The organism is Streptomyces sp. NPDC020299 (genome assembly GCF_044387825.1).
In the GTDB taxonomy this organism is placed as follows: Bacteria; Actinomycetota; Actinomycetes; order Streptomycetales; family Streptomycetaceae; genus Streptomyces.
On the sequence record NZ_JBIRWL010000014.1, the window covers coordinates 30663 to 43622 of the forward strand.

Annotated in this window: 11 protein-coding genes; 9 read left to right on the forward strand and 2 right to left on the reverse strand. The window is 71.9% G+C overall.

Annotated features, from left to right (window positions below; all coding sequences use genetic code 11):
* Nucleotides 1–66: 66 nt before the first annotated feature.
* Nucleotides 67–2373 (reverse strand): glycoside hydrolase family 3 N-terminal domain-containing protein, encoded by a 2307-nt coding sequence (locus ACH45E_RS31145; RefSeq protein ID WP_361447911.1) that lies wholly within the window; start codon nucleotides 2371–2373, stop codon nucleotides 67–69.
* A gap of 125 nt (nucleotides 2374–2498) precedes the next feature.
* Between ACH45E_RS31145 and ACH45E_RS31150 the strand changes: the two genes are divergently transcribed.
* The 6 genes from ACH45E_RS31150 to ACH45E_RS31175 all read left to right on the forward strand — a co-directional run bounded on the left by ACH45E_RS31150 (nucleotide 2499) and on the right by ACH45E_RS31175 (nucleotide 9586).
* Complete coding sequence (locus ACH45E_RS31150) at nucleotides 2499–3530, forward strand: LacI family DNA-binding transcriptional regulator (RefSeq protein ID WP_361447914.1); 1032 nt, start codon at nucleotides 2499–2501, stop codon at nucleotides 3528–3530.
* Nucleotides 3531–3617: 87 nt separating this feature from the next.
* A complete protein-coding gene (locus tag ACH45E_RS31155; protein ID WP_361447917.1) occupies nucleotides 3618–4979 on the forward strand; it encodes an endo-1,4-beta-xylanase in 1362 nt (453 codons plus the stop codon).
* A 114-nt stretch (nucleotides 4980–5093) separates the two neighbouring features.
* Nucleotides 5094–6167 carry an LCP family protein gene (locus tag ACH45E_RS31160; RefSeq protein ID WP_361447920.1) on the forward strand — a complete coding sequence of 358 codons (1074 nt, stop codon included), beginning with the start codon at nucleotides 5094–5096 and terminating at the stop codon, nucleotides 6165–6167.
* Nucleotides 6168–6313: 146 nt separating this feature from the next.
* Nucleotides 6314–7603, forward strand: a complete 1290-nt coding sequence (locus ACH45E_RS31165; RefSeq protein WP_361447923.1) for a VCBS repeat-containing protein — start codon at nucleotides 6314–6316, stop codon at nucleotides 7601–7603.
* Nucleotides 7604–7731: 128 nt separating this feature from the next.
* On the forward strand, nucleotides 7732–8088 hold the full coding sequence (locus ACH45E_RS31170) for a YciI family protein (protein ID WP_361447926.1): 357 nt from the start codon (nucleotides 7732–7734) through the stop codon (nucleotides 8086–8088).
* Between the two features lie 220 nt (nucleotides 8089–8308).
* Nucleotides 8309–9586, forward strand: a complete 1278-nt coding sequence (locus ACH45E_RS31175) for an RNA polymerase sigma factor (RefSeq protein WP_361448389.1) — start codon at nucleotides 8309–8311, stop codon at nucleotides 9584–9586.
* Here ACH45E_RS31175 and ACH45E_RS31180 read toward each other — a convergent pair.
* Nucleotides 9534–10832, reverse strand: coding sequence for a methyltransferase domain-containing protein (locus ACH45E_RS31180; protein WP_399041924.1), 1299 nt, complete (start codon nucleotides 10830–10832; stop codon nucleotides 9534–9536). The genes ACH45E_RS31175 and ACH45E_RS31180 overlap by 53 nt on opposite strands.
* Between ACH45E_RS31180 and ACH45E_RS31185 the strand changes: the two genes are divergently transcribed.
* From ACH45E_RS31185 to groES, 3 genes are all read left to right on the forward strand, one after another.
* Entirely contained in the window at nucleotides 10815–11771 is a 957-nt protein-coding gene (locus ACH45E_RS31185; RefSeq protein ID WP_361447932.1) for a polysaccharide deacetylase family protein, read from the forward strand. The two genes, ACH45E_RS31180 and ACH45E_RS31185, sit on opposite strands and share 18 nt — an antisense overlap.
* Complete coding sequence (locus tag ACH45E_RS31190; protein ID WP_361447935.1) at nucleotides 11771–12313, forward strand: hypothetical protein; 543 nt, start codon at nucleotides 11771–11773, stop codon at nucleotides 12311–12313. Before ACH45E_RS31185 ends, ACH45E_RS31190 begins: the two co-directional genes overlap by 1 nt.
* Nucleotides 12314–12597: 284 nt before the next feature.
* Entirely contained in the window at nucleotides 12598–12906 is a 309-nt protein-coding gene (gene groES / locus ACH45E_RS31195) for a co-chaperone GroES (protein ID WP_132856129.1), read from the forward strand.
* Nucleotides 12907–12960 lie beyond the last annotated feature (54 nt).

Here is a 12960-nt window from a genome sequence, read left to right on the forward strand (position 1 = left end):
AGGTGCAAGGCCTGCCCGGCGCTCCATTTCACCCCCGCCCCGGTTGTCCGGGGCGGGGGTTTTTCGTCAGTCGACCACCGTCACCGCCGTCTCGCACCGCAGCCGCCGCTCGGTGCCGACCGGACGTACCGGGCCCGTGAGGTTCAGCCGTGCCGTGTGCCGTACGTCCGCGCTGGATGCCGCCACCCGCAGTTCCAGCGTCCCCGGTTCGACCACCCGGCGGCCCGAGCGGTCGGTGAACGCCGAGAGGTCGGTGTGGAAGCGGAAGGTGACCCGGGCCGCCTCCCCGGGCTCCAGTGCCACCCGCCGGTAGCCGATCAGGCGGACGTCCGGGCGGGTCACCGAGGCCACCGGGTCGTGCAGGTAGAGCTGGACGACCTCCGCGCCCGCGCGGTCGCCCGTGTTGCGGACCGTGAGCGAGATGTCGTACGAGCCGTCCGTGCCGATCTCCTGCTCCGTGCCCGCGAAGTCGTCCCAGGCGAAGGCCGTGTACGAGTGTCCGTGGCCGAAGGGGTACATGGGCGTCGGGTCGAGGTTGCTGACCTCGTCCGCCAGGCCCAGCGGCGGCTGGAGGTACGTCCACGGCTGGCCCCCGGGGACGTGCGGGACGCTCACCGGGAGGCGGCCCGAGGGGTTCACGCGGCCCGACAGCACTCCCGCCACGGCCGGGCCGCCGCCCTGCCCCGGGAAGAACGCCTGGACCACGGCGGCCAGCCGGTCGTGCCAGCGGCCGAGGGCGTACGGGCGGCCGGTCAGCAGGACCAGCACCACGGGGACCCCGGTGGCGACCAGCGTGTCCAGCAACTCGCCCTGGACGCCCGGCAGCCGCAGGTCCGTGACATCGCAGCCCTCGCCCGAGGTGCCCCGGCCGAACAGTCCGGCCCGGTCGCCGAGCACCGCCACGCACACGTCGGCCTCCGCCGCCCGGGCCACCGCCTCCTGGAAGCCGGCGGGGTCCGGGTCGGACACCCCGCAGCCTTCCGCGAACGTCACCTTGGCGTCGGGGAGTTCGGCGCGCAGGGCCTGAAGGACCGACGGGATGCCGATGCCCGTCGGCACCTCGGGGTGGTGCGTGAGGACATGGGACGGGAAGGAGTAGCAGCCGAGCATCGCCAGCGCGTCGGCCGCGCGCGGGCCGACCACCGCGACACGGGTGCCGGGGGCCAGCGGCAGCAGGCCGTCGGGGTTGTCGAGGAGCACCACCGACTCCTCGGCCAGCCGGCGGGCCAGCGCCCGGTTCGCCGCCGAGTCCAGGTCGACCGGGCCGGCCGGTTCCGGCCGCCAGTCCTCGTCGAGCAGGCCCAGCTCGCACTTCTGCAGCAGGACCCGGCGGGCCGCCCGGTCCACCAGCGCCTCCGGGACGCTGCCCTCCCGTACGGCCGCGACCAGCGGCTTTCCGTAGCACTTGAGGGTGGGCAGCTCCACGTCGATGCCCGCCTCCAGCGCCAGGTGGGCCGCCTCCGCCTCGCCGCCGGCGACCCGGTGCAGGCTCTGGAGGAACCCGATGCCGAAGTAGTCGGCGACCACCGTCCCGGTGAAGCCCCATTCCTCCCGCAGGAGTTCGGTCAGCAGGCGGGGGTCCGCCGAGGCGGGGACGCCGTCCGTCTCGGTGTACGCCGCCATCACCGAGCGCGCCCCGCCCTCGCGCAGCGCCATCTCGAAGGGCGGCAGGGTGACGTCCGCGAACTCCCGGATCCCGGCCCGCACGGGCGCCAGGTTCCGGGCGCCCGCCGAGGACGCGTACCCGGCGAAGTGCTTGAGCGTGGCGACGATCCCGGCCGACTCCAGGCCCCGCACATAGGCCGTGCCGATCGTGCCGACCAGATACGGGTCCTCGCCGATCGTCTCCTCCACGCGGCCCCAGCGCGGGTCCCGTACGACGTCCAGGACGGGCGCGAGCCCCTGGTGGACGCCGACCGAGCGCAGGTCGTCGCCGATGTGCCGGCCCAGCTCCTCGACGAGTGGCGGGTCGAAGGTCGCGCCCCAGGCCAGCGGCACCGGGTAGGCGGTGGCGCCCCAGGCCGTGAAGCCCGCCAGGCACTCCTCGTGGGCGACCGCCGGGATGCCGAAGCGGCCCGCCGCGGCGATCCGGCGCTGGGCGCGGGCCAGTGCCTGCGCGCCCAGCGCCGGGTCCACGGGGGCGGTGCCGAAGGAGCGGGTCAGCTGGCCGAGGCCGAGCGTGATCAGCTCGTCCCAGTCGTAGTCGGAGGTCATCTCGCGCTGGAGCGGGGCGACACCGTCGCCGTCCGTGGCGGCACCCACCCATACGCCGTACAGCTGGGCGGCCTTCTCCTCCAGGGTCATTCTCGCGAGCAGATCGTCGACGCGGGCGGCGGCGGGCAGGGCGGAGTCGCGCCAAGGAGCGGATGTCATGTAACTCCCGTCTCTGCTCACGAATGTCCCGTCACGAATGTTTCGGGATTAACATCGAATGTTCCGGGAACCTATGGCGGGACAAGGTCTTCGTCAAGAGGGTGTGCAGGGATACGATCGCCCGCATGAAGCCTCCGAAGCCCGCAGGAACGCAGACCGCGACCCTCGCCGAAATCGCTCGTCAGGCCGGTGTCTCCGCTCCGACTGTTTCGAAGGTCCTCAACGGCCGTGCCGACGTCGCGCCCGCCACCCGCACCCGCGTCGAGGAACTCCTGCGCGCCTACGGCTACCGGCGCCGCCGCGCCGAGGCCTCCCGCTCGCCGCTGATCGACCTGGTCTTCCACGAGCTGGAGAGCGCCTGGGCGATGGAGGTCATCCGGGGTGTGGAGAACGTGGCCCGGGACGCGGGCCTGAGTGTCGTGCTCAGCGAGAGCGCGGGCCGGCTCACCCCCGGCCGGACCTGGGCCGACCAGGTCGCCGCCCGCCGCCCGCACGGCGTGATCCTGGTCCTCTCCGGGCTCGACGAGTCCCAGCGCGCGCTGCTGACCAGCAGGTCCATCCCGTTCGTGGTGATGGACCCGGCCGGCGACCCGGGTGCCGACGTGCCCTCGATCGGCGCCACCAACTGGCAGGGCGGCCTCGCCGCCACCCGCCACCTCGTCGAGCTCGGCCACACCCGGATCGGCGCGATCAGCGGCCCGTCCCGGATGATGTGCAGCCGCGCGCGCGTGGACGGCTACCGGGCCGCGCTGGAGACCGCCGGGCTGCCCGTCGACCAGGGCATGATCAAGGCGGGGGATTTCCACCACGAGGCCGGCTACCGGCTGGGCCTGGAGCTGCTCGGCCGCCCCGACCGGCCCACCGCCGTCTTCGCGGGCAACGACCTCCAGGCGCTCGGGCTGTACGAGGCCGCCCGTGAGCTGGGGCTGCGCATCCCGGAGGACCTCAGCGTGGTCGGCTTCGACGACCTGCCGGTGGCCCGCTGGGTGGGGCCGCCGCTGACGACCGTACGGCAGCCGCTGACCGAGATGGCCGAGGCCGCGGCCAAGCTGGTGCTGGACCTCGGGCGCGAGGACGCGTCCACGGCGGCGACCCGGGTGGAGCTGGCGACCAGCCTGGTGGTGCGCAGCAGTACGGCGGTGCCTCCGGCGGTTTAGCGGGGGAGTATTGACGGGGGTTCCACGTCCCCCCACACTGCTCCGAAGCCAATCGGTTGTTCAACCGAAACTTTCGGAGGTATCCGCATGCGATCTCTGAGAAAGGGCTTATCCCTCGCGTCGTTCCTGACGGGCATCGCGACGCTCGGCGCCGTGCTGGTCGCGGCACCCGCCCACGCTGCTGACACCCCGTTGAGGGATCTCGCGGCGGCGAAGGGCAAGGTCATCGGCACGGCCGTCACCGGCTCCAAGCTCACCGGGAGCTACGGCGACATCGCGGGGTCGCAGTTCAGCTCGCTCACCCCGGGCAACGCCATGAAGTGGGGCTCGGTCGAGCCCACCCAGGGCGGCTTCAACTGGGCCGAGGCCGACCAGATCGTCGCCTTCGCGCAGGCCCACAACCAGCAGGTGCGCGGCCACACCCTGGTCTGGCACAGCCAGAACCCGAGCTGGCTGACCAACGGCAGCTGGACGTCCGCGCAGCTCAGCAGCCTGCTCCAGAACCACATCAGCACCGAGGTGGGCCGGTACAAGGGGAAGATCGCGGCCTGGGACGTGGTCAACGAGCCCTTCAACGAGGACGGCACCTACCGCTCGACCCTCTGGTACAACGGCCTCGGCGCCAGCTACATCCCAAATGCTCTGACCTGGGCCCACGCGGCCGACCCGGACGCCAAGCTGTACATCAACGACTACAACGTCGAGGGCGTCAACTCCAAGAGCACCGCCCTGTACAACCTGGTCAAGTCCCTGAAGCAGCAGGGCGTTCCGATCGACGGCGTCGGCCTCCAGGCCCATCTGATCCTCGGCCAGGTCCCGTCCACCCTCCAGCAGAACATCCAGCGCTTCGCCGATCTGGGTGTGGACGTGGCGATCACCGAGCTGGACATACGGATGGCGCTGCCCGCCGACAGTGCGAAACTCGCCCAGCAGGCCGCCGACTTCAAGTCGGTCGTGGCCGCCTGCGCGGCGGTCGCCCGCTGCGTCAACGTCACCGTGTGGGGCTTCACCGACTCCGACTCATGGGTGCCGAGCACCTTCCCGGGGTACGGGGCGGCGACACCGTACGACGAGAACTACAGCCCCAAGCCCGCCTACTACGGCATCGCCGAGGCGCTCGGCGGCAGCGGCGGCACGACCCCGCCGCCGACGAACGGCGCCTGCACGGCGACGTACAGCGTCACCAGCCAGTGGAACACCGGCTTCACCGGCCAGGTGAAGATCGCCTGCGCCGGGGCCTCGCTGTCCTCCTGGAAGGCGAGCTGGACCTATGGCGCGGGCCAGCAGATCACCCAGGTCTGGAACGCCAACTGCACCCAGTCCGGTTCGGCCGTGACCTGCGCGAACGCCTCGTACAACGGGACGGTCCCGGACGGCGGCTCGGTGACCTTCGGGTTCAACGCGTCCTGGAGCGGCAGCAATCCGGTGCCCACGGTGACCCTGGGCTGAGCTGAACTGAGCTGAGCTGAGCGGGAGATGAGAAGCGTGAGATTTTCCGAAGAAAACCATCTCGGGCCGATCTCGCTAACACTCTCCTAATAATTCGGACTTACGTTCCTCCTCGTGACGGGACACGACGGGGACAGAGTCGGGGACAGAGTCGGGGACAGACGGACGGGCCGGCGGTCGAGAGCACTGAAGGCCGCCGGCCTCACCCTCGCCGCGGCGCTGGTGCTGGGCGGCGCGACGGCGGGCTGGGCGTACTGGCACCTGAACCACAACATCCGGAGCGTCGACATCAACAGCGCGCTCGGCGACGACCGTCCGGCGAAGGCGGTCGTCACCCCGTCCGTCTCCGCCTCCGCCTCGGCGTCCGCGTCCCCGCTGCCGACCGAGGCGCTGAACATCCTCGTCCTCGGCTCCGACTCGCGCAGCGGCAAGGCGAACAAGGAACTCGGCGGCGGCGACAGCTCCGGCGCCCGCTCCGACACGGCGATGGTCGTGCACATCGACGCCGGCCGCACCGAGGCCACCGTCGTCAGCATCCCGCGCGACACGCTGGTCACCCGCCCCTCCTGCCCGCTGTCGTCGGGCGGTTCGACCTCGGTGGCGTACAACGCCATGTTCAACAGCGCCTATTCGCTGGGCGGCCCGGTGTGCGCGGTGAAGACGGTCGAGTCGGTCACCGACGTCCGCATGGACCACTACATCGAGATCGACTTCTCGGGTTTCGCCAAGCTGGTCGACGCGCTCGGCGGGGTCACCGTCACCACCGGCCAGGACATCGACGACGACAAGAGCCACCTCCACCTCAAGGCCGGCACCCACCATCTGAACGGCAAGCAGGCCCTGGCCCTGGCCCGCACCCGGCACGGCATAGGCGACGGCAGCGACCTCGGCCGTATAGGTCTGCAGCAGAAGCTGGTCAAGGCACTGCTGGAGCAGATCGCCGCCACCGACCTCCTCACCGACCCCGCCAAGCTCTACCAGGTGGCCGACGCGGTCACCGGAAGCCTGACCACGGACACCGGCCTGAACTCGCTGAGCGAGCTGATGCGCCTGGGGCAGAGCCTGAAGGGCCTCACGGCCGACCAGGTGAAGACGGTGATGATGCCGGTCGTCACCGCCCCGTCCGACCCCAACCGGGTCATCGCGAAGGAACCGGCGGCGAGCGCGCTGTGGAAGTCGCTGCGCTGAGTGCAACCTTCACTACGGCCGGTGGGTCTGATGGGGTGACCGAGTTACCGTAACGGGGGGTTACACCTGTGTTATCCGTACGTTCGCATGCCCGATGGGCGGTCCCGCTCACCCTGGCCCTGACCGCTCTCGGTACCGCCGCACCCATGGCCTCCGCGACGAAGACGGCCGCTCCCGTCCGCGACGACTTCAACGGCGACGGCTACGCCGACCTGGCCGTAGGCGCCCCGAACGCCACCGTCGGCGGCAAGAGCAAGGCCGGCTACGTGACCGTGATGTACGGCGGCCCGCACGGCATCTCGACCAGCCGGCGGACCGTCATCAGCCGGGCCACCGCCGGGATCCCGGGCAGCCCCGCCAAGGGCCAGCGCTTCGGCGTCCAGCTCTCCAAGGGCGACCTGGACGACGACGGCTACGCCGACCTGGTCATCGGGGACGGCACCCTGTCCGCCAAGGCGGTCGTCGTCTGGGGCGGCCCGCACGGCCTGTCCGGCGGCACGTCCGTCCCCGCCACCAACACCCAGGCCGGTGACTTCGACGGCGACGGCCGCCTGGACCTGGCGCTGCTCCTCGCGGGCTACGCCCCCGGCGACGACCCGCTCGGGACCAAGGCGACCCTCTGGAAGGGACCGCTGAAGCGGACCGGCACCCCGGCCGCCACCTCCCCCATGGACCCCGACCTCCAGTACGTCGACGTCCACGACGGCGCCACCGGCGACATCAACGGCGACGGCCGCGCGGACCTGGCCCTGTCCGAGTACTGCGGAGACGGCGTGTACTGCAGCGAGTTCTACCTGAGCACCCCCGCCGGCCTCACCCGCGTGCCCGACGCCCCCTCCGGCGACGGCGCCGTGGCGTTCGGCGACCTCAACGGCGACGGATACGACGAACTCGTCACCGGGGACTCCGTGAACGAGCAGGTCCAGGTGGCCTACGGCTCGGCCACCGGCCTGGGCGCACGCGGCACCTGGCGGACGTATTCGCAGAACACCCCCGGTGTGCCGGGCGCCACCGAGGAGGGCGACCTGTTCGGGCGGTCGGTCGCCGTCGGCGACATCACCGGCGACGGCATCGACGACCTGGCGGTGGGCGCGCCAGGCGAGAACCAGTACGAGGGCATGGTCGACGTCCTGCGCGGCAGCCGCACCGGCCTGACCGGCACGGGTGCGCAGGGCTTCACCCAGAACACCACGGGTGTCCCCGGCACCGCCGAGACCAACGACGTCTTCGGTGAGACCGTCCAGCTCCTCGACATCAACGGCAACGGCCACGCCGACCTCTCGGCCGCCGCCACGAACGAGGACGGCGGCAACGGGGCCGTCTGGGAACTGCGGGGCCGCGCCACGGGCCTCACGACGGACGCGGCGCTCGTCTTCGGCGGGAAGAGCGTCGGGGCGCCGTACGCGAAGGCTGCGTTCGGGGCCGAGCTCAAGTAGTGCCAGGTCACGGTCCCCGGAAAAATTCTTCGAGGAATTCCGGGGGCCGTGTCGATCCGGACGTCTCCCGTTCGACGCAGGGGTGAGAGGCGGGGAGAGGCCCCGCCGCCCGGCACCGAGGAGTCACCATGCCCCGCTACCTGTCGCTCGTACGCATCGACGAGTCCACCGCCCCCGCCGAGGGCCCCAGCCCCGAGCTGATGCAGCGGATGGGTGAGCTGATCGAGGAGATCACCAAGGCCGGCGTGATGCTGGACACCGCCGGGCTCACCCCCTCCGCGCAGGGCACCCGGGTCCACTGGGAGGGCGGGCAGCTGTCCGTCACGGACGGGCCCTTCACCGAGTCCAAGGAGGTCATCGGCGGCTATGCCCTCATGCAGTGCAAGGACAAGGCCGAGGCGCTGGAGTGGACGAAGCGCTTCCTGAAGGTCCACGAGGAGTTCTGGACCGTGACCTGCGAGGTCCGGGAGATCGCCGAGGGCTGACCGCTCATTGGCGCGGACCCCGGCCGGGGGTGTTGCATGGTGGGCTGTGGAACAACAGCCCACCGCCACCGCCCAGGCCGCCGCCGAGGCCGTCGGACCCGCCGCGGAGTCCGCTGCCCAGGCCGCTGAGGTCATCGGACCCGCCGTCGAGTCCGCCGAGCCCGCCGTCGAGTCCGCAGCCCAGGCCGTCGAGTCCGCCGCTGAGGCCGCCCGCGCCGTCATCGAGACCGTCTTCCGTCTGGAGTCGCCCCGTCTCATCGCCGGCGTGACCCGGATCGTGCGGGACATCGGGATCGCCGAGGAGCTGGCGCAGGACGCGCTGGTGGCAGCTCTGGAGCAGTGGCCCCGGGACGGCGTGCCGGACAACCCGGGTGCCTGGCTGATGGCCACCGCCCGGCGTCGCGCCGTCGATCTGATCCGCCGCCGCGAGAACTACGCCCGCAAGCTCGCCGAGATCGGCCGCGACCTGGAGACGACGGCCGGGCCGCCGGAACCGGCCGACCCCGACGACATCGACGACGACCTGCTCCGCCTGGTCTTCACCGCCTGCCACCCCGTGCTGTCCCCCGAGGCCCGCACCGCGCTCACACTGCGCCTGCTGGGCGGTCTGACCACGGCCGAGATCGCCCGCGCCTTCCTCGTGCCCGAGCCGACGATCGCCCAGCGCGTCGTCCGCGCCAAGCGCACCCTCGCGAAGCGGAACATCGCCTTCGAGGTCCCCTGCGGCCCCGACCGCGAGGCCCGCCTGGGCTCCGTCCTCGACGTCATCTACCTGATCCACAACGAGGGGTACGCGGCCACCGCCGGCGACGACTGGCTGCGCCCCGGTCTCTGCGAGGACGCCCTCCGCCTGGCCCGCGTGCTGTCCGCCCTGATGCCCAAGGAGCCGGAGGTGCACGCCCTGACCGCCCTCCTGGAGTTCCAGTCCTCCCGCGCCGCCGCCCGCACCGGCCCGCACGGTGAGCCGGTCCTGCTGAAGGACCAGAACCGCCGCCGCTGGAACCGCATGCTCATCGCCCGCGGCATCACGGCCCTCGGCCGCGCCGAGGCCACTGCCACCGGCGCCCCCGGCCCGTACGCCCTCCAGGCGACGATCGCGGCCTGCCACGCGCACGCCTACACCTACGAGGAGACGGACTGGCCGGCCATCGCCACCCTGTACGACCTGCTCGCGGCCCGAGCCCCGTCCCCCGTCGTGGAGTTGAACCGTGCCGTCGCCGTCTCGATGGCGCGGGGCCCGGCCCCGGCGCTGGAGATCGTGGACCGGCTGGCCGCCGAACCCTCCCTCCGCGACTACCACTTGCTGCCCAGCGTCCGCGGCGACCTCCTGACCCGCCTGGGCCGCCCGGCGGAAGCACGCGCGGAGTTCGAACGCGCGGCACGCCTGACCCGCAACGAGCGGGAGCGGGAGATGCTGCTGCGGCGGGCGGGGGAGTGCGCGGGAGTCACCCCAGCGGGTGGCCGATCAGCATCGTCGGCGCCCCCGCCACCCGGGTGAGGAACACCGTCGCCGAGTTCGGGCCCTGGGGCTTGACCTTCCTGCGGAGTTCCTCGGGTTCGACCGCCGAGCCGCGCTTCTTCACGGTCAGGACGCCGACCTCGCGCTCCCTGAGCAGGGCCTTCAGCTTCTTCAGGTTGAACGGGAGCCGGTCGGTGATCTCGTACGCGGAGGCGTACACCGTCGGCCGTGGGGTGTCCGCCGTGATGTAGGCGATGGTCGGGTCGATCAGCCCGCCGTCCAGCTCCTCGGCGACCTCGGCCACCAGGTGCGCCCGGATGACGGCGCCGTCGGGCTCGTACAAGTACCGCCCCACGGGCCGCACTTCGGGGTCGGGCAGGCCCCGGGAGAGCAGGGAGCGAGGCCCCGGCAGCAGCGTGGCCCGCACGGCCGCCCCGCCAAAGCCGCCACCGGCGCCGGTGCCGAACCACAGCACCGCCTCCTTCACATCCCCGCCGTCCGAGATCCACTCGGCCTCGGCCCGCTCGGGGACCGCCTCGTGCGGGATGCCGGGGGCGATCTTCAGGGCGGCCACCCGGGCGGCGGACGCGGCGCCGACCGCCCAGGACAGGGGCGGCGAGTAGGCCTCCGGGTCGAAGATACGGCCCCGTCCGCCGCGCCGGGCGGGGTCGACGAACACCGCGTCGTACCCGGCGGTGTCGACCTCCGTGACATCCGCCTCCCGCACCTCGATGAGGTCCGCCAGCCCCAGCGCCTGAGCGTTCGCCCGGGCCACCGCCGCCGTCAGCGGATCGCGGTCCACGGCGAGGACGCGGATCCCGGCGCGGGCGAGGGCGATCGCGTCGCCGCCGATGCCGCAGCACAGGTCGGCGACGGACGTCACCCCCAGCTCCGTCAGCCGGCCGGCCCGGTAGTCCGCCACGCTCGTGCGGGTCGACTGCTCGACCCCGTTCGGCGTGAAGTACATCCGCTCCGCGTCCTCGGCCCCGAACTTCGCCGCCGCCCGCTGCCGCAACCGGGCCTGGCCGAGGGCGGCCGAGACCAGGTCGGCGGGGTGGTCGCGGCGCAGGCGGGTGGCGACGGCGAGTTCCTCGGCCGGTGCCGTGCCGCGCACCTCGTCGAGGAGGGCGCGGCCCTCGGGGGTGAGCAGGGAGTGGAAGGGGAGCAGGTCGTTCACCGGGTCATTGTGGGCCAGTCGGTGGATGGTGCGCCCGCGGCGGCGGTGTCGGGCGGGTCCGGGACGGGGGTACTGCGAAGATCCAGCACCATGCGAGTAGTAGTACAAAATGACAAAAATGGTGCACGGTGGAGGCGAACGGCCCCCCGAACCGGCCGGGTCGCGCTCGCCGTGGCCGCCGCCGTCGTCACAGTCTCCGGCGGTGTCGTCTCCGGCTGTACGGCACCGGGCACGGCCCCCGACGTCCGGCCCGCCCCCGGCCAGCAGCACCGCCAGGCGCCCGCCGAGGCCCTGGACTCCTACGCCTCCCGGCTGCGCGCCTCCCACGCCGCCCTGGTCGCCGCCGCGAAACGCTGGGGTGTGGACCAGGTCCCCCTGACGCCTCCGCCGCCCCCCGCCCGCAAACCGAGGATCACCGCCCGCGCCGGATTCGAGGTCCACGACCAGGAGGAACTGAACCTGCCCCCGGTCTTCACCACGATCCCCACCAAGCAGAAGGTCGTCTTCCTCACCATCGACGACGGCGCCGAGAAGGACCCGGCCTTCCTGCGCATGATGAGCGACCTGAAGATCCCCTACACCGCGTTCCTCAGCAACTACCTGGTCGAGGACGACTACGGCTACTTCCGCAAGATGCAGGCCAAGGGCATCACCCTCAACAACCACACCCTCACCCACCCCTACCTGCCCGGCCTGTCCTACGACGAGCAGCGGGACGAGATCTGCGGCATGCAGCGGATCATGCGCAAGCAGTTCGGCAAGAGCCCGACCGTCTTCCGCCCGCCCTACGGCAACTACAACCGGGACACCCTCGTCGCCGCCAAGTCCTGCGGCATCAAGTACGCCCCCATCTGGGACGAGGAGGTCTACGTCGACCACTGGGAGTACCGGGAGGACGACCGGAGCCTGCACCCCGGCGACATCGTCCTGACCCACTTCCGGGGGCGGGACGACTGGGACGGCACGATGGTCGACGACATGCGCCGGTTCCTGAACAAGGTCACCCGCGAGGGATACGCCGTGGCCCGCCTGGAGGACTACCTGTGATGCGGCGGTGGCGGCGACACCGGGCCCTGGCCGCCGCCGCGCTCACCGGGGCCGCACTCCTCCTCACCGGCTGCGCCCAGTCCGTCGACCCCATCGAACGGCTGGGCGAGAAAGCGGCCCAGCGGGTACGGCATCCCGCGCCCGCCCGCGACCTGGCATACCGCCACTGGGGCCTGCGGACCCCGCTCGCCCCCGCCCCGGACCCACCCCACCGGAGGGGCCGGTACCTGCCCCCCGTCGTCGACCGCGTCCCCACCCCCGACAAGGTCGTCTTCCTCATCTGCGACGCCACCGCCCAGAAGGACCCGCACTTCGTCGCCATGGTCCGCGAACTGCGCCTCCCGGTCACCGCGTTCCGCACCGACAGCGCCTTCCGTCCGCGAGTCCTCTGGCACGACACCCCCACCTACACCAGGGGCCCCCGCCACCTCCGCCCCGGCGACATCATCGAGCTGCCCCCGGACGAGCCCACCGCCCTGCGGGTCCTGCGCAAGGTCCAGTCCCGGGGCCTGACGGTGGCACGCCTGGAGGACTACATCTGAAGCGGGGGTCTGGATCCGAAGCGGGGGTCTGGGGGCGGCAGCCCCCAGTGGACCCCGCACTGAACCCACCCCCGCTGAGCCCACCCCCGCAGCAGACGCGCCGCACGGCAATTGGCACTCCGCTTGACCGAGTGCTAACCGCAGTCATAGTCTCGGCTCTGGCACTCCCCACTGGAGAGTGCCAACACAGCGACGGGCAGGTCCGGCACCCGCGACGACGGATCGACCTGGTCGCCACCTCAGACAGTTAACCCCGTGAGATCTCCGAAGGGGGAGGTCGGATCGTGACGACCGCCAGCTCCAAGGTTGCCATCAAGCCGCTCGAGGACCGCATCGTGGTCCAGCCGCTCGACGCCGAGCAGACCACGGCCTCGGGCCTGGTCATTCCGGACACCGCCAAGGAGAAGCCCCAGGAGGGCGTCGTCCTGGCCGTGGGCCCGGGCCGCTTCGAGGACGGTAACCGTCTTCCGCTCGACGTTTCCGTCGGCGACGTCGTGCTCTACAGCAAGTACGGCGGCACCGAGGTGAAGTACAACAACGAGGAGTACCTCGTTCTCTCGGCTCGCGACGTGCTCGCGATCATCGAGAAGTAATCACCTCGAGCATTCCTGCTTCGAGCTGCGCCCCCGGCCCCCGCGACCGTTAAC

What these genes read in the sequence shown, in the direction of transcription:
- ACH45E_RS31150 (WP_361447914.1), top strand. Translation starts at nt 2,499, where the DNA reads ATGAAGCCTCCGAAGCCCGCAGGAACGCAGACCGCGACCCTCGCCGAA.
- ACH45E_RS31185 (WP_361447932.1), top strand. Translation starts at nt 10,815, where the DNA reads ATGCGAGTAGTAGTACAAAATGACAAAAATGGTGCACGGTGGAGGCGA.
- ACH45E_RS31190 (WP_361447935.1), top strand. Translation starts at nt 11,771, where the DNA reads ATGCGGCGGTGGCGGCGACACCGGGCCCTGGCCGCCGCCGCGCTCACC.
- ACH45E_RS31170 (WP_361447926.1), top strand. Translation starts at nt 7,732, where the DNA reads ATGCCCCGCTACCTGTCGCTCGTACGCATCGACGAGTCCACCGCCCCC.
- ACH45E_RS31145 (WP_361447911.1), bottom strand. Translation starts at nt 2,373, where the DNA reads ATGACATCCGCTCCTTGGCGCGACTCCGCCCTGCCCGCCGCCGCCCGC.
- ACH45E_RS31155 (WP_361447917.1), top strand. Translation starts at nt 3,618, where the DNA reads ATGCGATCTCTGAGAAAGGGCTTATCCCTCGCGTCGTTCCTGACGGGC.
- ACH45E_RS31165 (WP_361447923.1), top strand. Translation starts at nt 6,314, where the DNA reads ATGGCCTCCGCGACGAAGACGGCCGCTCCCGTCCGCGACGACTTCAAC.